We start from the raw sequence: 18,463 nt of genomic DNA, 5'->3' as shown, positions 1-18,463 counted from the left end.
GGGCCGCCGCCCGTGTCCCGTCGCTCCCTGGATCTCCATGCCGACACCCGACCAGCCCGCCCGCACCTCCCGCCGCCCCCTGGGCCGCGGGCCGGGCGGCGGGCCCGCGCCCGGGGACGGGGCGGGCGTGGAGGGCCTCGCCCCGGGCCCGGCGCAGGACGAGGCTTCGGCGCAGGACGAGGCTCCGGTGGTGGACGAGGCTCCGGTGGTGGACGAGGCTCCGGTGGTGGACGAGGTTCCGGTGACGGACGAGACTCCCGTGACGGGCGAGGCTCCGCCGGCCGGACCCGTCGCCTCGGACGCGGCGCCCGCTTCCGGCCCCGCCTCCGACGACGGCCGTTTCAGCGTCCGGCTGGCGAATTTCGAGGGACCGTTCGATCTGCTGCTCCAGCTCATCTCCAAGCACAAGCTGGATGTGACCGAGGTCGCCCTCTCCACGGTCACCGACGAGTTCATGGCCCACATCCGGGCCATGGGAGCGGACTGGGACCTCGACGAGACCACCGAGTTCCTCGTCGTCGCCGCGACCCTCCTCGATCTGAAGGCCGCACGGCTGCTGCCCGCCGCCGAGGTGGAGGACGAGGGGGACCTGGCGCTGCTGGAGGCCAGGGACCTGCTCTTCGCGCGGCTGCTGCAGTACCGCGCGTACAAGCGCATCGCCGAGATCTTCAGTGCCCGCCTCGAAGCGGAGGGCCGGCGCTTCCCCCGTACCGTCGGGCTGGAACCGCACCACGCCGAGCTGCTGCCCGACGTGGTGATCAGCATCGGGGCCGAGGGCTTCGCCCGGCTCGCCGTGAAGGCGATGCAGCCCAGGCCCAGGCCGCAGGTCTACATCGACCACATTCACGCCCCCCTGGTCAGCGTGCGCGAGCAGGCCGGGATCGTGGTCGAGCGGGTGCGCGAGGCGGGGGAGATCAGCTTCCGGGAGCTGACGGCGGACGCCCCGGACACCCTGACCGTCGTCGCGCGGTTCCTCGCCCTGCTGGAGCTCTACCGGGAGAAGGCCGTGGCCCTGGACCAGGACGAGGCGCTCGGCGAGCTCATGGTGCGCTGGGCCGGGGGAGAGGGGGCCGAGCCGGCCGTGACGGACGAGTTCGACCAGGAGGCACCGGACGTGCAGGACGAACGGCAGGAGGGGAAGACATGAGCGAGCAGGACGTCACCGGCTCGGCCGTCGCGGACCTCGATCTCAAGCCGGCCCTGGAGGCCGTCCTGATGGTCGTCGACGAGCCCGCGACCGAGGAGCACCTGGCCAAGGTGCTGGAGCGGCCCAAGCGGGCCGTCGCCGACGCGCTGCGGGAACTGGCCGACGAGTACACCGTCCAGCGCCGCGGTTTCGACCTCAGGCTGGTGGCGGGCGGCTGGCGCTTCTACACGCGCCCGGAGTACGCGGCGGCGGTCGAGGGCTTCGTCCTGGACGGCCAGCACGCCCGGCTGACCCAGGCGGCGCTGGAGACCCTCGCGGTCGTCGCGTACCGCCAGCCGGTGAGCCGGTCGAGGGTCTCCGCGGTGCGCGGCGTGAACTGTGACGGGGTCATGCGGACCCTGCTCCAGAGGGGGCTGGTCGAGGAAGCGGGCGCGGAACCCGAAACAGGTGCGATCCTGTACAGGACGACGAACTACTTTCTGGAGCGAATGGGCCTGCGTGGCCTGGACGAGCTCCCGGAGCTCGCGCCCTTCCTCCCCGAGGCGGACGCGATCGAGGCTGAGACGCTAGAGGGTGTGCCGTCGTTCGATCCGGACGCACCGGACACCCCGGATACTCACGCACACGACAAGACGGAATTTTGATGCGAAGCAGTGGCAGGAACAGCGGCAGCAGCAGCGGCGCCGGCAGGAGCGGCGGCAACAGCGGCGGCAGGAGCGGCGGCGGCAGCGGCGCCGGCCGGAGCGGCGGAAACAGCGCCGGCGGCGGCAGGAGCGGCGGCCGGAACAACAACACCGGCACCGGCAGGAACACCAACCCGAGCCCCCGGGTCTCCGGCTCCGGGCGCGACGAGAACCAGGAGCAGCGCCCCCGCAGGCCCCGCCCCGAGGAGCGGCGCTACGACGTCGGCAACGACAAGCCCGGCGGCGACGGCGGCACCCGCAAGGGCCGGGGCGCGGCAGCCCGCGGCGGCGCCAAGGGCGGCCCCAAGGCCCCGTCGAGCGGTTCCCGGAGCAGCGGCCGGCGCGCCCCTTACGGCGCCCCGGCCCGCCCGCGCGAGCTCGAGGCCAAGATCGAGCAGCGCAACCGTGACAGGTACGCGGACAAGCCCGAGATCAAGACGCCCAAGACCCACCCGGGCGCCGAGCAGGAGGGCGAGCGGCTGCAGAAGGTCCTCGCCCGGGCCGGCATGGGCTCGCGCCGCGCGTGCGAGGAGCTCATCGAGCAGTCCCGCGTCGAGGTGAACGGCGAGATCGTCGTCGAGCAGGGCAAGCGCGTCGACGTGCACAAGGACGAGATCAAGGTGGACGGCCTGACCGTCGCCACCCAGTCGTACCTCTTCTTCGCGCTGAACAAGCCGGCCGGTGTCGTCTCCTCCATGGAGGACCCGGACGGCCGTCAGTGCCTCGGCGACTACGTCACCAACCGTGAGACGCGTCTCTTCCACGTCGGCCGGCTGGACACCGAGACCGAGGGCATCATCATGCTCACCAACCACGGCGAGCTGGCCCACCGTCTCACCCACCCCAAGTACGGCGTGAAGAAGACCTACCTCGCCGCCATCCAGGGCCCGCTCCCGCGCGACCTGGGCAAGCGGCTCAAGGACGGCATCCAGCTGGAGGACGGGTACGCCCGCGCCGACCACTTCCGCGTCGTCGAGAACACCGGCAAGAACTACCTCGTCGAGGTGACCCTCCACGAGGGCCGCAAGCACATCGTCCGCCGGATGCTGGCCGAGGCCGGCTTCCCCGTCGAGCGCCTCGTGCGCACGTCGTTCGGGCCGATCCCGCTGGGCGACCAGAAGTCGGGCTGGCTGCGCCGGCTCACCAACACCGAAGTGGGCATGCTGATGCGCGAGGTCGGTCTGTAGACCGCCCGTACACCGCTCACGGCCCGCGGCCGGTCCTGGTTTGCGATTTTCGAACAGGACCGGTCGCGGGCCTTTTGCTGCCCCGTTCCGCCTTTATAGTCAGAGTGACTATTAAGGAGGCGGGCGTGAGTCTCGCGGATGTACTCGATCCCCTGCAGCAACCCCTGGTGACGGTGCTGGACACCCCGGTCAGCTGGACCGAGGTGCTGGGCTTCGGCAGCGGTGCGCTGTGCGTCTGGCTCGTGGCCCGCCAGCACCTCGCCAACTGGCCGGTCGGCATCGCCAACAACGCCTTCTTCATCCTGCTGTTCGCCCAGTCCGGTCTGTACGCGGACGCGGGCCTCCAGATCGTCTTCATCGCCCTTGCCGCGTACGGCTGGTGGACCTGGACCCACGGGGGTGGACCAGGGACCGACCGCCTGCCGGTGCGGCGCACCACCCGCACCGAGTGGACCGGGCTGCTCGCGGCAGGGGCGGTGGGGACCCTCGCGCTGACCGTCCTGCTCGATCGGGCCACCGACTCGACCGTGCCCTTCTGGGACGCGCTGACGACCGCCCTGTCGCTCGCGGCGACGTACGGGCAGTGCAGGAAGCTCGTCGAGTCGTGGTGGCTGTGGATCGCCGCCGACGTGGTCTACATCCCGCTGTACGCGTACAAGGAGCTCTATCTGACCTCGCTGCTGTACGTGGGATTCCTGACGCTGTGCCTGATCGGCCTGCGCAACTGGCGGCGGGACCTCACCGTCCGGCGCCCCGAGCCCGTGGAGGCAGCCGCATGAAGCGTTTCGCGCACGGGCTGGTGCTCGGCAAGTTCTATCCGCCGCACGCCGGCCACCACCACCTCGTCCGCACCGCCCGGGACCGCTGCGAGCGGCTCACCGTGCTCGTCTGCGCCTCCTCGGTGGAATCCGTCTCCCTCGCGGACCGGGTCGCCTGGATGCGCGAGGTGCACCCGGACGTGACGGTGGTGGGCGCCGTCGACGACACCCGGATGGACCTCCACGACCCGGCGGTGTGGGACGCCCACATGGCGGTCTTCACGGCGGCCGTGCCCGAGCCCGTGGACGCCGTCTTCACCTCGGAGTCGTACGGGGACGAACTCGCCCGCCGCTTCGGCGCCGAGTCCGTCTGCGTGGACCCCGGCCGTACGGTCTTCCCGGTCTCCGGCACCGCCGTCCGCGCGGACCCGGCCGGCTGCTGGGACTACCTCGAACCGCCGGTCCGGGCGGCGCTCACCCGCCGCGTCGTCGTCCTCGGCGCCGAGTCCACCGGCACCACCACCCTCGCCCGCGACCTCGCCGCGCACTACCGCCGGCGCGGCGGCATATGGGCGCACACCGGCTACGTCGCCGAGTACGGGCGCGAGTTCAGCGAGCGGAAACTCGCCGCACTGCGCGGCCGCTGGCCCGACGCACAGTGGGAGGACGTCACCTTCACCACCCACGACTTCCCCCTCATCGCCGAGACCCAGAACGCCCGCGAGGAGGCCGCGGCCCGCACCGGATCCCCGCTGCTCGTCTGCGACACGGACTCCTTCGCCACGACCGTGTGGCACGAGCGGTACGTCGGCGGCCGCAACCCCCTGGTCGAGCGGACGGCCGACCGGGTCACCCACCATCTGTGGCTGCTCACCGACCACGAGGGAGTCGCCTTCGAGGACGACGGTCTGCGCGACGGCGAGGAGCTGCGGCCCTGGATGACGGAGCGCTTCCGGGCCGAACTCACCCGGACCGGAAGGACGTTCACCGAGGTCACCGGCGACCGGCAGGAACGGCTGGCCGCCGCCGTCACGGCCGTCGACGCCCTGCTCGCCGACGGCTGGGACTTCGCCGCACCGCTCCCGGAGCGACGATGAACGCCGCCGCCCCCGAGGGATACGACCCGCACGCCTTCGAGCCGTTCGCCGTCACCGTCGACCTCGCCGTCTTCACCGTCCGCGAGTCCCGGCTGCACGTCCTGCTCGTCGAACGCGGCGAGGAGCCGTACAAGGGCCACTGGGCGCTGCCCGGCGGCTTCGTGCTGCCCCGGGAGTCCGCCGGGACCGCGGCCCGCAGGGAGCTCGCGGAGGAGACCGGGCTGACCGAGGACACCGTCCCGTCCCTCCACCTGGAGCAGCTGCGCACCTACAGCGAACCGGACCGCGACCCGAGGATGCGGGTCGTCTCCGTCGCCCACGCCGCCCTCGTCCCCGATCTGCCGGAACCACGCGGCGGCGGAGACGCGGCCGGCGCCCGATGGTGGGACGCCGGGCGACTCGGCACGCTCGCCTTCGACCACGACACCATCCTGGGCGACGCCCGGGCGAGGATCGGCGCCAAACTCGAGTACACCTGCCTGGCCACCGCGTTCTGCCCGCCCGAATTCACCCTGGGAGAGCTCCAGCAGGTGTACGAGACGGTCTGGGGCGTCGAGCTGGACCGGCCCAACTTCCGGCGCAAGGTCCTCGCCACACCCGGCTTCGTCCAGGCCGTGGAGGGATCACCGCGCCGCACCGGTGGCCGGGGGAAACCGGCCGCGCTCTACCGGGCGGGGGCCGCCACCGCCCTGCACCCCCCTCTGCTGCGACCGGAAGGAAGAAGCACATGATCGTGACCAGGACCCTCACCAAACAGGCCGCCACCGGCGCGCTCACCGGGCTCGCGCTCGGCGACGCACTGGGCTTCCCGACCGAGTTCAACAACGTGCCGTCGATCCTCGTCAAGTGCGGCCCGTGGCGGCAGATGCGGCTGCCGAAGCCGGCGATCGTCAGCGACGACACCCAGATGACCCTCGCCCTCGGCCGCGGTATCCGCACCGCCATGGACCGCGGACTGCTCACCCCGCTGCGCCTCGTGCGGCCGGTGCGCGACGAGTTCGTCGACTGGTACCACTCGCCCGACAACAACCGCGCCCCCGGCCGCACCTGCATGACCGCCTGCCGGCTGCTCGACAGCGACCGCCTCTGGCAGGAGGCCAGCCGGACCGGCTCCAAGGGCTGCGGCGCCAACATGCGCGTCGCACCGGTCGGACTCGTCCCCGGACTGAGTGAGGAACAGCGCGCCGGCGCCGCACAGCTCCAGGCGGCCCTCACCCACGGACACCCGACCGCCCTCGCGGCCTCCGACCTGATGGCCCGGGCGGTGTACCTCCTGGCCCAGGGCGCGGAGCCGATGGGCCTGATCGGGCAGCTGCGCAGCTACGCGTACGAGAACAGCAGCCGCTACCTCACCCGCTGGCTCGGCGATCTCTGGCGCCACGCGGGCGACTCCTCCCCGGAGCTGTACATCCAGCGCGGCTGGGACGAGTGCCTCACCGCCCTCGCCCGGGTCCAGGACGCCCTGCGCCACCCGTCCCCGGAGACCGACCCCTGCGAGAGCACCGGCGACGGCTGGATCGCCGAGGAGGCCCTCGCCACGGCCCTGCACTGCTTCCTGCTCTTCCCCGACGAACCCGTCACCGCCCTGCGCCGCGCCGCCTGCACCCGGGGCGACTCCGACTCGCTCGGCTGCCTGACCGGCGCCCTGGCCGGCGCCCACCTGGGCTCGGCGGCCTGGCCCAAGGAGTGGTCCGAACGAATCGAATACCGAAGCGACCTCCTGTCGCTGGGGGCGCTCTGGGACGCTTGATCCATGAGCACGGACACCACGTACCTCCAGGACGCCGGACTGCCGGTCACCGACCTCGGCCCGGTCCTGGCCGGGGAACGCCACCCGCTGCTGTTTGCCACGGTCTCCGGGGCGCATCTGTACGGGTTCCCGTCCCGGGACTCGGACGTGGACCTGCGGGGGGCCCACGTCCTGCCCGCCGAGGACCTCGTGGGGCTCCGGGAGCCCGAGGAGACCCGCTCGCGGATGTGGGACAGCGACGGGGTCGAGATGGACCTGGTCACCCACGACCTCCGTAAGTTCGTCCGCCTGATGCTGAAGCCGAACGGCTACGTGCTGGAGCAACTGCTGTCGCCGCTGGTCGTGCACACGAGCGCTCTGCACGCGGAACTGGTGGCCCTCGCCCCGGCCGTCCTCACCCGCGACCACGCCCACCACTACCGCGGCTTCGCCGGAACCCAGTGGCGGCTCTTCGAGAAGACCGGCGAGCTGAAGCCGCTTCTCTACACCTTCCGGGCCCTGCTCACCGGCATCCACCTGATGCGCGGCGGCGAGATGCTGGCGCATCTGCCGACGCTGCTCACCCGGGTGCCGGCGCCGTCCTACCTCCCCGGGCTGATCACGGCCAAGGCAGCGGCCGAACACGGGGGAGCGGACGGGGTGGACGCGGTCGCGGTGGCCGGGGACGTCGAGTCGCTGCACCGGATGCTCGACCGGGCACAGGCCGAATCGGAGCTCCCGGACGGGGCGAGCGGATTCGACGCGCTGCACGAACTGGTGGTGCGGGCGCGCCTCGTGCCGGTCTCAGCCGGCTGAAGCCGTCTCGGAGGCCAGGGCCGAGGCCCTTCGGGTGCGGATCAGGAAGTCCTCGACCCGTGCCCGGTCGGGCTCGGCGGGCAAGGGACTGACGGCGGCCGCCTCGTCGTTCTCCTGGGCCAGAGCCGTCATGCGCCGCTCCACCTCCGGCCAGGAGACCTCGCCGCGCTTGACCGCCAGGAGTTCCTCCCGGGCCGCGCCCACGTCGATCGTGAGTTCTCCCGTACGCAGCAGGTCCCGGGAGCTCCCCAGCAGGCGCAGCAGATGCATCGCGTGCTTCCAGCGCGGCGCCCCGTACTGCCGGACGTCCGCCTCCAGCTTCCGGCGCTGCCCGAGCGCGTACCGGACGAAGGTCTGATGCGCCTGCCGGGACAGGAACGCCTGCCGCAGCGAGAGGAGCTCACGGCCGGTCGCGTCGATCCGTTCCACGAGGGGCGAGTGCAGGCACTCCAGCACATTGGGGTTGGCCCGCAGCGCCAGTGCGCAGAACCGCTCCAGCTCCCAGGAGAACTGCTCGTCCGCCGGCCCGTCAACGTGTGTCGGAGGCTTGTCGAACCGCCAGAACAGCGGGGTCGGGGCGAGGAACACCCCGCGCCGGTCGGTGTCGCTGCCGTCCGTGGCGAGCCCGAAGGCGCGTGAGCCCATCACGCAGGAGTAGACCGTGTGGTCGCGGATCAGGGCCTCGTCGCCGGGGGAGATCATGCGGGGAGGGTACGCGTCCTGCCCGGACACGCGCCGCCGCCGCGTCTCACGGACAGGGCGCCCCGGCGCGGGACGGCGCCGCCCCTCTAGGCTGAAACGCAAGCACCGGGACGACAGGCACAGGCGAGGAGTACGACGTGGCGGTACGAGCGGTCCGCGGAGCCGTCCAGCTGGAGCGGGACGAGGCCGGGCACATGCACGAGCAGGTCAGCGCCCTGCTCACCGCCGTCCTGGAGCGCAACAGTCTGGTCGCGGACGATCTGATCAGCATCTGGTTCACCGCCACACCCGATCTGCATTGCGACTTTCCCGCCGCCGCGGCGCGTGGCATCGGTATCGTCGACGTACCGCTGATCTGCGCCCAGGAGCTGGACATCGAAGGGGCGATGCCCCGGGTGGTCCGGATCCTCGCCCACGTCGAGACGTATCTCGCCAAGTCCGAGATCGCCCACGTCTACCTCGGCGCCACCGCCTCTCTCCGCAAGGACATCGCCCAGTGAGAACCGCCGTCGTCATCGGAACGGGCCTCGTCGGCACCTCGGCCGCCCTCGCCCTCGCCGGGAGGGGCATCAAGGTCCATCTCGTCGACCACGACCCGGAATCCGCCCGTACCGCTGCCGCGTTGGGAGCCGGTACCCAGGAGCCGCCCGAGGGCCGCGTCGACCTCGCGGTGATCGCCGTGCCGCCGGCCCACATCGCGACCGTCCTCGCCGCCGCCATGCACGGCGGGGTCGCCCGCGGCTACCTCGACGTCGCGAGCGTCAAGGGGGGACCGCGCCGCGAACTGGAGGCGCTCGGCATCGACCTCGCCCCCTACATCGGTACACACCCCATGGCCGGCAAGGAGCGCTCCGGCCCGCTCGCCGCCACCGCCGACCTGTTCGAGGGCCGACCCTGGGTCCTCACGCCCACGCGGAACACCGACACCGAGGTCCTCAACCTCGCCCTCGAACTGGTCGCGCTCTGCCGCGCCGTCCCGGTCGTCATGGACGCCGACGCCCACGACCGGGCCGTCGCCCTCGTCTCCCACACCCCGCAGCTGATCTCGGCGATGGTCGCCGCCCGCCTGGAGGAGGCCGACGAGACCGCGGTGCGCCTGTGCGGGCAGGGCATCAGGGACGTCACCCGGATCGCGGCCTCCGACCCCCGGATGTGGGTGGAGATCCTGTCCGCCAACCCCGGCCCCGTCGCCGACGTCCTCGCCGGGGTCGCCGCCGACCTGGAGGGGACCGTGCGGGCGCTGCGCGGGCTGCAGTCCGCCGACGAGGACAAGCGGCGCGAGGGCACGGAAGGCATCCAGGACGTGCTGCGCCGCGGCAACGCGGGCCGGGTCCGGGTGCCCGGGAAGCACGGCGCGGCCCCTTCCGCGTACGAGATCGTGGCCGTCCTCATCAGCGACCGCCCCGGCGAGCTGGCCGGGATCTTCGCGGACGCGGGCCGGGCTGGGGTCAACATCGAGGACGTGCGGATCGAGCACGCCACCGGCCAGCAGGCCGGTCTCGTCCAGCTCATAGTCGAACCGAGCGCCGCACCGGCGCTGAGCGCCGCCCTGCGCGAGCGGGGCTGGTCGATCCGGCAGTAGGCGGACCAGGAGCGGCCGCCCCGGTCTCCCGAGCCCTTGGGACACCGGGCCGGGAGGCACTTTTCCACAGGGGTGGTCGGGCCCGCCCCGGCACTCGGTAACCTTGTGCGGGGCGGGTTCACGCGTCCCGTCCCGCCCGCCCCGTGTACCAGGAAGGTGTCCACCACCGTGGAAACCGTAAGCGCCGCCGCCCGGACCGCCCCGGCCGCAGTGATCGTTGCCATCGACGGCCCCTCCGGCACCGGCAAGTCGAGCACGTCCAAGGCCGTCGCCGCCCAGCTCGGCCTGAGCTACCTGGACACCGGTGCCCAGTACCGGGCGATCACCTGGTGGATGCTGAACAACGGCATCGACGTGCACGACGCGGCGGAGGTGGCGACCGCCGCCGCCAAGCCGGTCATCGTCTCCGGCACCGACCCCACCGGCCCGACGATCACCGTCGACGGTGAGGACGCCTCCGGCCCGATCCGTACGCAGGAGGTCACCTCCAAGGTCAGCGCCGTCAGCGCCGTCCCCGAGGTGCGCACGCGGATCACCGAACTGCAGCGCACCATCGCGGCCGGAGCGGAGAAGGGCATCGTGGTCGAGGGCCGCGACATCGGCACCACCGTGCTGCCCGACGCCGACATCAAGATCTTCCTGACCGCGTCGCCCGAGGCCCGCGCGGCCCGCCGCAGCGGCGAGGTCAAGGGCTCCGACCTGGCCGCCACCAAGGAGGCGCTGATCAAGCGGGACGCCGCCGACTCCGGCCGCAAGACCTCGCCGCTCGCCAAGGCGGACGACGCGGTCGAGGTGGACACCACCGAGCTGACCCTCCAGCAGGTCATCGAGTGCGTCGTCACCCTCGTCGGGGAGAAGCAGGCCGCCAGGTGACCCCTGCCACGGGCGCGCCCACGCTGCGCGGAGCGGCGGTCGGGCGCGGCATCGGGATCGGGCTGATGTACGGGCTCTTCAGGCCCCGCGTACTCGGCGCCTGGCGGGTCCCCGCCTCCGGACCCGTCATACTCGCGGTGAACCACTCGCACAACGTCGACGGGCCGATGCTGATGGGCACCGCGCCCCGGCCCGTCCACTTCCTGATCAAGAAAGAGGCGTTCGTCGGCCCCCTCGACCCCTTCCTGCGTGGAATCGGTCAGCTGAAGGTGGACCGTTCGACCGTCGACCGCACCGCCATCACCCACGCCCTCGGCGTGCTGGAGGACGGCGGAGTGCTCGGGATCTTCCCCGAGGGCACCAGGGGCGAAGGAGACTTCGCCTCGCTGCGCGCCGGACTCGCGTATTTCGCCGTACGCAGCGGGGCACCGATCGTGCCCGTGGCCGTACTGGGAAGCACCGAGCGCCGCGGACGGTTGATATCAGCACTGCCGCCGTTGCGCAGCCGTGTCGATGTCGTCTTCGGCGAAGCGTTCGACGCGGGCGATGGCAGCGGGCGGCGGACGCGCAAGGCGCTGGACGAGGCGACGCTGCGCATCCAGGGACGGCTGACCGGCCACCTGGAGCAGGCCGGGCGCCTCACCGGGCGCACCGGGTAAGACGTGAGTAGTGGACCCCGCGTGCTGCGTGGTCCATCGATGATGATGCAAAGAGGAACGGACTTCATGAACGACCAGATTCACTCCGGCGGCTCGGACCACGAGCACGGAGCGCTTGGCGATGCCGAGTACGCGGAGTTCATGGAGCTCGCCGCGCAGGAGGGGTTCGACCCCGAAGACGTCGAGGGCGCGATCGGTGAGGCCGGTCACGGCCCGCTGCCCGCTCTCGCCATCGTCGGCCGGCCCAACGTCGGCAAGTCGACGCTGGTGAACCGGATCATCGGCCGCCGTGAGGCCGTGGTCCAGGACAAGCCCGGCGTCACCCGTGACCGCGTCAGCTACGAGGCCGAATGGGCGGGCCGCCGCTTCAAGGTCGTCGACACCGGCGGCTGGGAGCAGGACGTGCTCGGTCTTGACGCCTCCGTCGCCGCCCAGGCGGAGTACGCGATCGAGATGGCCGACGCGGTCGTCTTCGTGGTCGACTCCACCGTCGGCGCGACCGACACCGACGAGGCCGTCGTCAAGCTGCTGCGCCGGTCCGGCAAGCCGGTCGTGCTCTGCGCCAACAAGGTCGACGGACAGAGCGGCGAGGCGGACGCCACCGCGCTCTGGTCGCTCGGCCTCGGCCAGCCGCACCCGGTCTCCTCGCTGCACGGCCGCGGTACCGGCGACATGCTGGACGCCGTGCTGGAGGCGCTCCCCGAGGCCCCGGCGCAGTCGTTCGGCACGGCGGTCGGGGGCCCGCGCCGCATCGCGCTGATCGGCCGTCCGAACGTCGGCAAGTCCTCGCTCCTGAACAAGGTGGCCAACGAGGACCGCGTCGTCGTCAACGAGCTGGCGGGCACGACCCGCGACCCGGTCGACGAGCTGATCACCCTCGGTGGCATCACCTGGAAGTTCATCGACACGGCCGGCATCCGCCGCCGCGTCCACCTCCAGGAGGGCGCGGACTACTACGCCTCGCTGCGTACCGCGGCCGCGGTGGAGAAGGCCGAGGTCGCCGTGATCCTGATCGACTCCAGCGAGTCGATCAGCGTCCAGGACCAGCGCATCGTCACCATGGCCGTCGAGGCCGGGCGGGCGATCGTTGTGGCCTTCAACAAGTGGGACACCCTCGACGAGGAGCGTCGCTACTACCTGGAGCGCGAGATCGAGACGGAGCTCGCGCAGGTCGCGTGGGCCCCGCGGGTCAATGTCTCGGCCCTCACCGGCCGCCACATGGAGAAGCTGGTCCCGGCGATCGAGACGGCGCTGGACGGCTGGGAGACCCGTGTCCCGACGGGCCGGCTGAACGCGTTCCTCGGCGAGATCGTCGCCTCCCACCCGCACCCGATCCGGGGCGGCAAGCAGCCCCGCATCCTCTTCGGGACCCAGGCGGGCACCAAGCCGCCGCGCTTCGTGCTCTTCGCCTCCGGCTTCCTGGAGCACGGCTACCGCCGGTTCGTCGAGCGCCGGCTGCGTGAGGAGTTCGGCTTCGAGGGCACGCCGATCCACATCTCGGTGCGGGTCCGCGAGAAGCGCGGCCGCAACAAGTAGCCCCTGGCACGACGGCAAGGCCCTGAACACGACGGAGCCCCGGGCCACTCACCGAGCGAGTGGTCCGGGGCTCCGTCGTGCGGTCAGGCTCCCCGGGAGCCCGGCGGGAGTGCGGCGGGCTGGACCCGGCCCGCGTGCCGTCCGACCCGCTGCCAGGAGCCGAGACTCCCGGTGTGGCTGCTCGAGCCGCTGCCGTGCCCGCCCGTGCCGGCGGTGGTGCCGGCGGTGGTGCCGGCGGCGGCCCCTCCGGTGTGCCCGGAGTGGACGCTCAGCGGGGCGCGGGAGCCGAAGAACCCGGCACCGAGGCCCTGCAGACCCAGATGCTCCTCGCCGCTCCGATCACCCGGCAGCGCCCTGAACGACCTGCGGTACTCGGAGTACAGCGCGTCGTAGATCGGGGTCTGGGACGGGCTGCCCGATGGGTCCTGCGAGGGGCGCATGGCAGGGATCGGGCTCGGACGCTGGTGGGAGGGGTCGTATGAGTGCACGTATGTGCCAACGACCCCGCCGTCCGTCGGATGCGGGCGCGCGGGAGAAATCGCTGTTCGCCGCGGGTGCGAGGAGTGCACGGCCATGATCAGGTCCCGGCCAGCGGCATCGCGGCGGCGACCAGGAGTCCGCCAGCCGCGGCCTTCTCCAGCGCGTCGCGCAGCAGGTCCTCACGGGGCTGCTGGCCGATCGAACCGGCGGGGGCGGCGTAGACGAGCACGGTCTGGGACTTGTTGGCCGCGGTCCGCCAGCCCTCGGTGACCTGGAGGGGCGCGTGCGCCTGCCACCAGGCCACCTGCGCCCCGCCGCCCGTGCCCGGCTGGAGCACCGCGTGCAACTGCCCCATGGCGAGCAGGACCGACCAGCCGTGCAGCACCTCGGGAACCTGGTCCATCCGGTGCACCGGGCTGAAACCCTGCTCCAGCAGCAGCTGGAGGAACTCGTCGCCGCCGCTGCCGTCGGTGCCCGGGCGGGCGATCGCCCCGGTCGGCTCGACGACCAGGGCGGGGTGGAGTTCGTCGTCGATCAGGACGAGGCCGCTGGTGATGCCGAGCACCGCCTGCTCGGGTGTCAGCCGGTCCGGGGTCTCCTGCTCGCTGCCGGTGATGCTGCGTACGGCTCCCTGCAGCTGCTCCTCGGCGACCTGGACCACCTGCGAGGGGATGCAGGTCGCGTGGGCGAAGGCGAGGACGGCGGTCTCCTCCCCGACGAACAGCACCGTGCTGGTGCGTTCCTGCTCGGAGTCGCCGGGGGTGCGGCAGGAGGTGCAGTCGTAACTGCCGGGGGCGTTGTCGCCGACGAGCAGCCGGTCGGCTTCGGCGTCGCCGATCTCGGCGCGTACGTCCTCGCTGACGTCGAGCATGCGCGGCACGGGTGGCTCCTCGGACTCGGTACGTGCGCCGGGCGGTTCCCGGCTCATGAAGAAGACAACGGACGAGCGGCTGCCGGGGTCACGCGGGAAGGGGCACCGAATCGGCACCGAATCGGACCGTGCGGTGCGGCCTGTCCGGTTGCGCCCGGAAAAATGCCGGTATACGGAAAGGTGCCTCATGCATGCGAGCGGCCCCGCCCCGGGCAGGCCCGACCGTGCCGGAAGGGCCTGTGGGAGCGAGCCCGGGCGAGTCGGACGGCATAGCGGCTACGGGTGCCTGCCCGGCCATCCGCTGTCGTCGTGCGGATGACACTGGCGTCCGCTATACGGGCGGAAGGGGGCCTGGAGGGGACGTGGTGGGATGGTGTGGATATCGTCACGTCCGGATAAGGGTGCGATAAGGAGGGGTGAATTCCTGGTGGTGCGTTCATTGACGAGCGGGCATTCCGGAGGGAAATCGAGGTCGCCGGGCGGTGGTTATTCCACCCCCATTCCGGACCATTCCGGCCGGCTTCGGTGATGGTTTTCCGGCCTGTGCGATTACTGTGCGTCTCGTCATGAATCGTGCGCCCGAACGGATGACTTCACGGGGAACACGTGTAGTGATCCTGTGACACAAGTGTGACCGGTGAGGTACGTGAGGATGCGTGGCAACCGGGTGGCGCCCCGGCTTCCGTGGGGGCCGGGAGCCGCCTACGGTGAGAGGCATGGCACCCGTACCGACTCCTCCCGCCCAGCCCGACGACACCCCCGGCGCCTACGTCGGCCTTGCCGCCGAGACCGCAGAACGGCGAGCCCGGGAGCGCGGCTGGGACACCGTCAGAGCCCTGCCGCCGGGCACCGTCATCACCATGGAGTTCCGGAGCGGGCGGATCAACTTCGAGGTCGACGGAGGCGTCGTCCGGCGCTGCTGGACAGGCTGAGGTCCCTGCCGCCCGCGCTCTGCCCGCGCATGACGGAAGGCCCCGGCCGAAGCCGGGGCCTTCCGTCATGCAGGCGTAGGCGGTGCTGTGTCACCCGCCGGCCACCGGCCGGGCCGGGGTCGCGCCGCCACGGGGTGTGCGGTCCGCGTGCGGCGGCCGCCGGCTGCCGGCCGGGGTGACCGGGGTCCGCTCGGAGCGCACGGCGTGCCCGGGGTGCGGGGGCGGTGCGCTGTGCGCCCGGGGACGGCTGCCGGTGGCCGTGATCGCCGTCGTCTGGTGTCCGCCGGTGCCGGCCGGGCTCTGTGCCGCGTCCCCCGCGGCCGTAATCCGGGCCGGCGCGGGGCGGGGGGCACCTGCCACCGCCGGCTGCGGTGCCGCGGTCCTGCCGCGCGCGCTCAGCCACTCGCGGGCCGCGAAGATCCAGTTCTCCGCCCGGGTGATCATCGGCTCGGCCCAGGGCAGGCCCAGCAGGATCAGCAGCCCCGCGGCCCAGCCGAGGACCACGTCGCTGAGCCAGTGCGTGCCGAGGTAGACCGTCGTCAGACCGACCCCGAGGGAGACGATCGCGGACATGGCCGACAGATAGCGCCTGGCGCGCGGAGTGGCGGCCAGATAGGCGAGGATTCCCCAGGTCACGACGGCATTGGCGGTGTGACCGGAGGGAAATATATCGCCGCCGGCGAAGAGCTCCGCCGACCCGATCTGCGTCGCGTAGTGCGGGCCGAGCCGGCCGAGGCCGATCTTGACCGCGCCCACCGTCACGTTGAGCAGCAGGAGCGAGGCGCCCAGCGTCAGCAGCGGCCGCAGGGTGTGCTGCCGCCAGGAGCGCCAGCCCAGCCAGCAGGCGACCATGACCGCTGTCGGGCCGCGCTGGCCGAGGACGACGTAGTAGTCGAGGAAGGCGTGGATGCCGGGCCACTGCTGGTACGGCCGGAAGAGCATGACCTTCCAGTCCAGGGCCACCAGCCAGGACGACATGAGCACGGCAATGACGATGGCCAGATAGAACGCCAACGTCCCGCCGAAGAGAGCGATGCGGTGACGGCTCATCCGCGGTGTCTCTATCTTCGGCGGTTCCGGCTCCCGGTCCAGCCGGGCGAAGATGTCGGTACGCACCCAATCGACGTTACAGCGAGTGAGTGGGTGACTCGGACGATCCGGCCGGTTTGTGATGACGATGTGATGTGGACTATGTCTCAGCCGAGCCGATTTTCTGAGTTTCAGGGAGCCCTGGTTCCTTCCGTTCCATTCAGCGGACACGCTTTCCGTAAACGCATTCGGATAATGCCGGAATGGTGCGCGGCAGGGCGGAGTGCATTCACGCCGGGCGGCAGCGGGGCGGGAACGGACGGTGTCGGTCCGGTTACTGAATGCCCTCGGGCGGTGCGCCCCGGAGGGGGCCCGCCGCCTCCCGGGTCCGCCGCCCGCGCGGCGGAACGGCCGGTTGCCGCAGGTCCGGGCGGCGTCCTGGAGGGGGCCGGGTCGGGCGGACGCAGTGGCGTACGCCACACTCGACGGCGTCGGCCGGTATGAGATGGGCCACGTGTGGCCCTGCCGAACTCGCGTACGCTGACGCATCACTCGCCCGTCGATGCCGGGCCCGGAGGGACAGCGGACGCTGAATCCCCGGGGGGCCTGCCGAGCGCGAGGGACCTTTTGGGAGGTAGATGCATGTCCGGGACGACCACAGCCCGAACCCGTCTGCGCGAAGCCGCCGACGGGGCCAATCGATGGGTCGTCCTGGTCGTCCTCTGCCTCAGTCTGCTGCTGGTGGCGCTCGACGCCACCGTGCTGCATGTCGCCGTGCCGGCCGTCACCGAGGACCTGCGGCCCAGCGCCGTCGGGCTGCTGTGGATCGTGGATGTCTATCCGCTGGTCTGCGCGTCCCTGCTGATCCTCTTCGGCACGCTCGGTGACCGCGGGGGACGCCGGCGCGTACTGCTGCTCGGCTACGCGCTGTTCGGTGCCGCCTCGGCCGTCGCCGCGCTGGCCGACAGCGCGGGCGTGCTCATAGCGGCACGGGCCCTGCTCGGCGTCGGCGGCGCGATGATCATGCCGGCGACCCTGTCGATCCTCCGGCAGGTCTTTCCCGACCGCCGTGAGCGGGCCATGGCCATCGGCGTGTGGACCGCCGTCGCCGCCGTCGGCGCCGCCACCGGCCCCGTCATCGGCGGCTTCCTCGTCGAGCACTTCTGGTGGGGCTCGGTCTTCCTGATCAACGTCCCGCTGATGGCGCTGATCCTGCCGCTCGGCCGGCTGCTGCTCCCGGAGTCCCGCGGCAGCAACGACGGCCCCTGGGACGTGTTCGGTGCGCTGATGGCCGCCGCCGGTGTCCTCGGGGTCGTCCTCGGCGTGAAGCGCGCGGGAACCGGCGAGGGGCTGCTCGGCCCGGGCACGCTCGTGCCGCTGCTGGCCGGGGCGGCGCTGCTGGTCGCGTTCGTCCGCCGGCAGAGGCGCCGGACGCATCCGCTGATCGACATGGGGATGTTCGCCAGGCCCGCCTTCACCACCGCGGTGGGCTGCATCGTCCTCGCCATGCTGGCCCTGGTCGGCCTCGAGCTGATCGCCGTCCAGTACCTCCAGCTGGTCCTCGGCCTCAGCCCGCTGGAGACCGGTCTGCGACTGCTGCCGCTCACCTTCGCCGCCATGGCCGCGGGGGCCACCGGCTCGCACACCCTGCGCCGGGTCGGCCCGCGCCGGATGGTCGGCTGGGGCTTCGTCCTGACGGCTGCGGCGGTGCTGATGCTCACCGCGATGGGCCTGCACGACCGGCCCGGCCTGCTGACCGTGTCCTTCGTCCTGCTGGGCTTCGGTCTGCAGTCCACGCTCTTCGGCGCGTACGAGTCCATGCTCAGCGAGGCACCGGCCGACCGGGCCGGCGGGGCCGCCGCGATAGGGGAGACCTCCTACCAGCTGGGCGCCGGCATGGGCATCGCCCTGCTCGGCAGCGTGATGAACGCCGCGTACGCCCCCGGTCTGGCCGGGCTCCCCGACAAGGGGGTGCCCGCCTCGGCGAGCGCCGCCGCCGGGCACTCGCTCGGCGAGGCCTACCAGGTCGCCACGCAGCTGGGCGGTCCGGCCGGCGCCGTACTGCGCTCCACCGCCCGGGACGCCTTCGTCGGAGGGCTGCACCTCACCCTGCTGGTCAGCGCGGGTCTGCTGCTGCTCGGGGCGCTCGCCGCGCTGAGGCTGCCCCGCGTGATGGAGTGCCCGCCGCCGCTCTGCGAAGCCCGCGCACCGGCGGACGACGCCGTAGTGGCGCCGGATGCCGGACAGGCCCCGCCGGGGGCCCTCGGGCTGCCGGCCCAGGAGCGGCCCGAGGTGCTGCTCCGGCTGCCCGCGCGGCGCACGCCCGCCGAGGCGACGGGCTCTGGACGCGCGGCACACTGAGTCGTAACGTCGGCACAACGC

19 protein-coding genes are annotated in these 18,463 nt (G+C 72.2%); 15 read left to right on the top strand and 4 right to left on the bottom strand.

Annotated features, from left to right (window positions below):
• The first annotated feature begins 37 nt into the window (after positions 1-37).
• The 8 genes from ABTX18_RS19780 to ABTX18_RS19745 all read left to right on the top strand — a co-directional run bounded on the left by ABTX18_RS19780 (position 38) and on the right by ABTX18_RS19745 (position 7,417).
• Complete coding sequence (locus ABTX18_RS19780) at positions 38-1,147, top strand: segregation and condensation protein A (RefSeq protein ID WP_352123988.1); 1,110 nt, start codon at positions 38-40, stop codon at positions 1,145-1,147.
• Complete coding sequence (gene scpB / locus ABTX18_RS19775; RefSeq protein ID WP_352123987.1) at positions 1,144-1,791, top strand: SMC-Scp complex subunit ScpB; 648 nt, start codon at positions 1,144-1,146, stop codon at positions 1,789-1,791. The genes ABTX18_RS19780 and scpB overlap by 4 nt, the downstream gene beginning before the upstream one ends.
• Positions 1,791-3,017, top strand: coding sequence for a pseudouridine synthase (locus ABTX18_RS19770; protein WP_352123986.1), 1,227 nt, complete (start codon positions 1,791-1,793; stop codon positions 3,015-3,017). Before scpB ends, ABTX18_RS19770 begins: the two co-directional genes overlap by 1 nt.
• 125 nt (positions 3,018-3,142) lie before the next feature.
• Entirely contained in the window at positions 3,143-3,796 is a 654-nt protein-coding gene (gene pnuC, locus ABTX18_RS19765; RefSeq protein WP_352123985.1) for a nicotinamide riboside transporter PnuC, read from the top strand.
• Entirely contained in the window at positions 3,793-4,872 is a 1,080-nt protein-coding gene (locus tag ABTX18_RS19760; RefSeq protein ID WP_352123984.1) for an AAA family ATPase, read from the top strand. The genes pnuC and ABTX18_RS19760 overlap by 4 nt, the downstream gene beginning before the upstream one ends.
• The gene (locus tag ABTX18_RS19755) at positions 4,869-5,603 is read left to right on the top strand and encodes an NUDIX hydrolase (protein WP_352123983.1); all 735 of its coding nucleotides are present in this window, start codon (positions 4,869-4,871) and stop codon (positions 5,601-5,603) included. Before ABTX18_RS19760 ends, ABTX18_RS19755 begins: the two co-directional genes overlap by 4 nt.
• Positions 5,600-6,622, top strand: a complete 1,023-nt coding sequence (locus tag ABTX18_RS19750) for an ADP-ribosylglycohydrolase family protein (RefSeq protein ID WP_352123982.1) — start codon at positions 5,600-5,602, stop codon at positions 6,620-6,622. The genes ABTX18_RS19755 and ABTX18_RS19750 overlap by 4 nt, the downstream gene beginning before the upstream one ends.
• A 3-nt stretch (positions 6,623-6,625) precedes the next feature.
• Positions 6,626-7,417 carry a nucleotidyltransferase domain-containing protein gene (locus ABTX18_RS19745; protein ID WP_352123981.1) on the top strand — a complete coding sequence of 264 codons (792 nt, stop codon included), beginning with the start codon at positions 6,626-6,628 and terminating at the stop codon, positions 7,415-7,417.
• Here ABTX18_RS19745 and ABTX18_RS19740 read toward each other — a convergent pair.
• Positions 7,406-8,119 (bottom strand): nucleotidyltransferase domain-containing protein, encoded by a 714-nt coding sequence (locus ABTX18_RS19740; protein ID WP_352123980.1) that lies wholly within the window; start codon positions 8,117-8,119, stop codon positions 7,406-7,408. The two genes, ABTX18_RS19745 and ABTX18_RS19740, sit on opposite strands and share 12 nt — an antisense overlap.
• 137 nt (positions 8,120-8,256) lie before the next feature.
• Between ABTX18_RS19740 and aroH the strand changes: the two genes are divergently transcribed.
• The 5 genes from aroH (at position 8,257) to der (ending at position 12,769) form a co-directional block, all read left to right on the top strand.
• Positions 8,257-8,619 carry a chorismate mutase gene (aroH, locus tag ABTX18_RS19735; RefSeq protein WP_352123979.1) on the top strand — a complete coding sequence of 121 codons (363 nt, stop codon included), beginning with the start codon at positions 8,257-8,259 and terminating at the stop codon, positions 8,617-8,619.
• Positions 8,616-9,701, top strand: a complete 1,086-nt coding sequence (locus ABTX18_RS19730; RefSeq protein ID WP_352123978.1) for a prephenate dehydrogenase — start codon at positions 8,616-8,618, stop codon at positions 9,699-9,701. The genes aroH and ABTX18_RS19730 overlap by 4 nt, the downstream gene beginning before the upstream one ends.
• Positions 9,702-9,857: 156 nt before the next feature.
• Positions 9,858-10,574: a (d)CMP kinase gene (gene cmk, locus ABTX18_RS19725; RefSeq protein ID WP_352123977.1), complete on the top strand. Its 717-nt coding sequence runs from the start codon at positions 9,858-9,860 to the stop codon at positions 10,572-10,574.
• Entirely contained in the window at positions 10,571-11,233 is a 663-nt protein-coding gene (locus ABTX18_RS19720; protein ID WP_352123976.1) for a lysophospholipid acyltransferase family protein, read from the top strand. Before cmk ends, ABTX18_RS19720 begins: the two co-directional genes overlap by 4 nt.
• A 66-nt stretch (positions 11,234-11,299) precedes the next feature.
• Complete coding sequence (der, locus tag ABTX18_RS19715) at positions 11,300-12,769, top strand: ribosome biogenesis GTPase Der (protein ID WP_352123975.1); 1,470 nt, start codon at positions 11,300-11,302, stop codon at positions 12,767-12,769.
• A gap of 83 nt (positions 12,770-12,852) precedes the next feature.
• Here der and ABTX18_RS19710 read toward each other — a convergent pair whose 3' ends face one another.
• Complete coding sequence (locus ABTX18_RS19710; protein ID WP_352123974.1) at positions 12,853-13,209, bottom strand: hypothetical protein; 357 nt, start codon at positions 13,207-13,209, stop codon at positions 12,853-12,855.
• Positions 13,210-13,346: 137 nt separating this feature from the next.
• Positions 13,347-14,129 carry a DUF8842 C-terminal domain-containing protein gene (locus ABTX18_RS19705; RefSeq protein ID WP_352123973.1) on the bottom strand — a complete coding sequence of 261 codons (783 nt, stop codon included), beginning with the start codon at positions 14,127-14,129 and terminating at the stop codon, positions 13,347-13,349.
• 707 nt (positions 14,130-14,836) lie between these two features.
• Between ABTX18_RS19705 and ABTX18_RS19700 the strand changes: the two genes are divergently transcribed.
• Complete coding sequence (locus ABTX18_RS19700; protein ID WP_352123972.1) at positions 14,837-15,052, top strand: I78 family peptidase inhibitor; 216 nt, start codon at positions 14,837-14,839, stop codon at positions 15,050-15,052.
• Between the two features lie 90 nt (positions 15,053-15,142).
• Here ABTX18_RS19700 and ABTX18_RS19695 read toward each other — a convergent pair whose 3' ends face one another.
• Positions 15,143-16,168, bottom strand: coding sequence for a phosphatase PAP2 family protein (locus ABTX18_RS19695; RefSeq protein WP_352123971.1), 1,026 nt, complete (start codon positions 16,166-16,168; stop codon positions 15,143-15,145).
• A gap of 555 nt (positions 16,169-16,723) precedes the next feature.
• Between ABTX18_RS19695 and ABTX18_RS19690 the strand changes: the two genes are divergently transcribed.
• Positions 16,724-18,442 (top strand): MFS transporter, encoded by a 1,719-nt coding sequence (locus tag ABTX18_RS19690; RefSeq protein ID WP_352123970.1) that lies wholly within the window; start codon positions 16,724-16,726, stop codon positions 18,440-18,442.
• Positions 18,443-18,463 lie beyond the last annotated feature (21 nt).

It is taken from the genome of Streptomyces sp. NPDC096323 (genome assembly GCF_040302845.1).
Taxonomy (GTDB): Bacteria; Actinomycetota; Actinomycetes; order Streptomycetales; family Streptomycetaceae; genus Streptomyces.
Note: the sequence above shows the minus strand (reverse complement) of the source record. Positions and strands in the feature narration are given on the sequence as shown.

Coding starts and splice junctions, on each gene's coding strand:
- ABTX18_RS19740 (WP_352123980.1), bottom strand. CDS start 8,119: ATGATCTCCCCCGGCGACGAGGCCCTGATCCGCGACCACACGGTCTAC.
- der (WP_352123975.1), top strand. CDS start 11,300: ATGAACGACCAGATTCACTCCGGCGGCTCGGACCACGAGCACGGAGCG.
- scpB (WP_352123987.1), top strand. CDS start 1,144: ATGAGCGAGCAGGACGTCACCGGCTCGGCCGTCGCGGACCTCGATCTC.
- ABTX18_RS19780 (WP_352123988.1), top strand. CDS start 38: ATGCCGACACCCGACCAGCCCGCCCGCACCTCCCGCCGCCCCCTGGGC.
- ABTX18_RS19760 (WP_352123984.1), top strand. CDS start 3,793: ATGAAGCGTTTCGCGCACGGGCTGGTGCTCGGCAAGTTCTATCCGCCG.
- ABTX18_RS19690 (WP_352123970.1), top strand. CDS start 16,724: ATGTCCGGGACGACCACAGCCCGAACCCGTCTGCGCGAAGCCGCCGAC.
- ABTX18_RS19770 (WP_352123986.1), top strand. CDS start 1,791: ATGCGAAGCAGTGGCAGGAACAGCGGCAGCAGCAGCGGCGCCGGCAGG.
- ABTX18_RS19710 (WP_352123974.1), bottom strand. CDS start 13,209: ATGCGCCCCTCGCAGGACCCATCGGGCAGCCCGTCCCAGACCCCGATC.
- ABTX18_RS19750 (WP_352123982.1), top strand. CDS start 5,600: ATGATCGTGACCAGGACCCTCACCAAACAGGCCGCCACCGGCGCGCTC.
- ABTX18_RS19745 (WP_352123981.1), top strand. CDS start 6,626: ATGAGCACGGACACCACGTACCTCCAGGACGCCGGACTGCCGGTCACC.
- ABTX18_RS19700 (WP_352123972.1), top strand. CDS start 14,837: ATGGCACCCGTACCGACTCCTCCCGCCCAGCCCGACGACACCCCCGGC.
- ABTX18_RS19755 (WP_352123983.1), top strand. CDS start 4,869: ATGAACGCCGCCGCCCCCGAGGGATACGACCCGCACGCCTTCGAGCCG.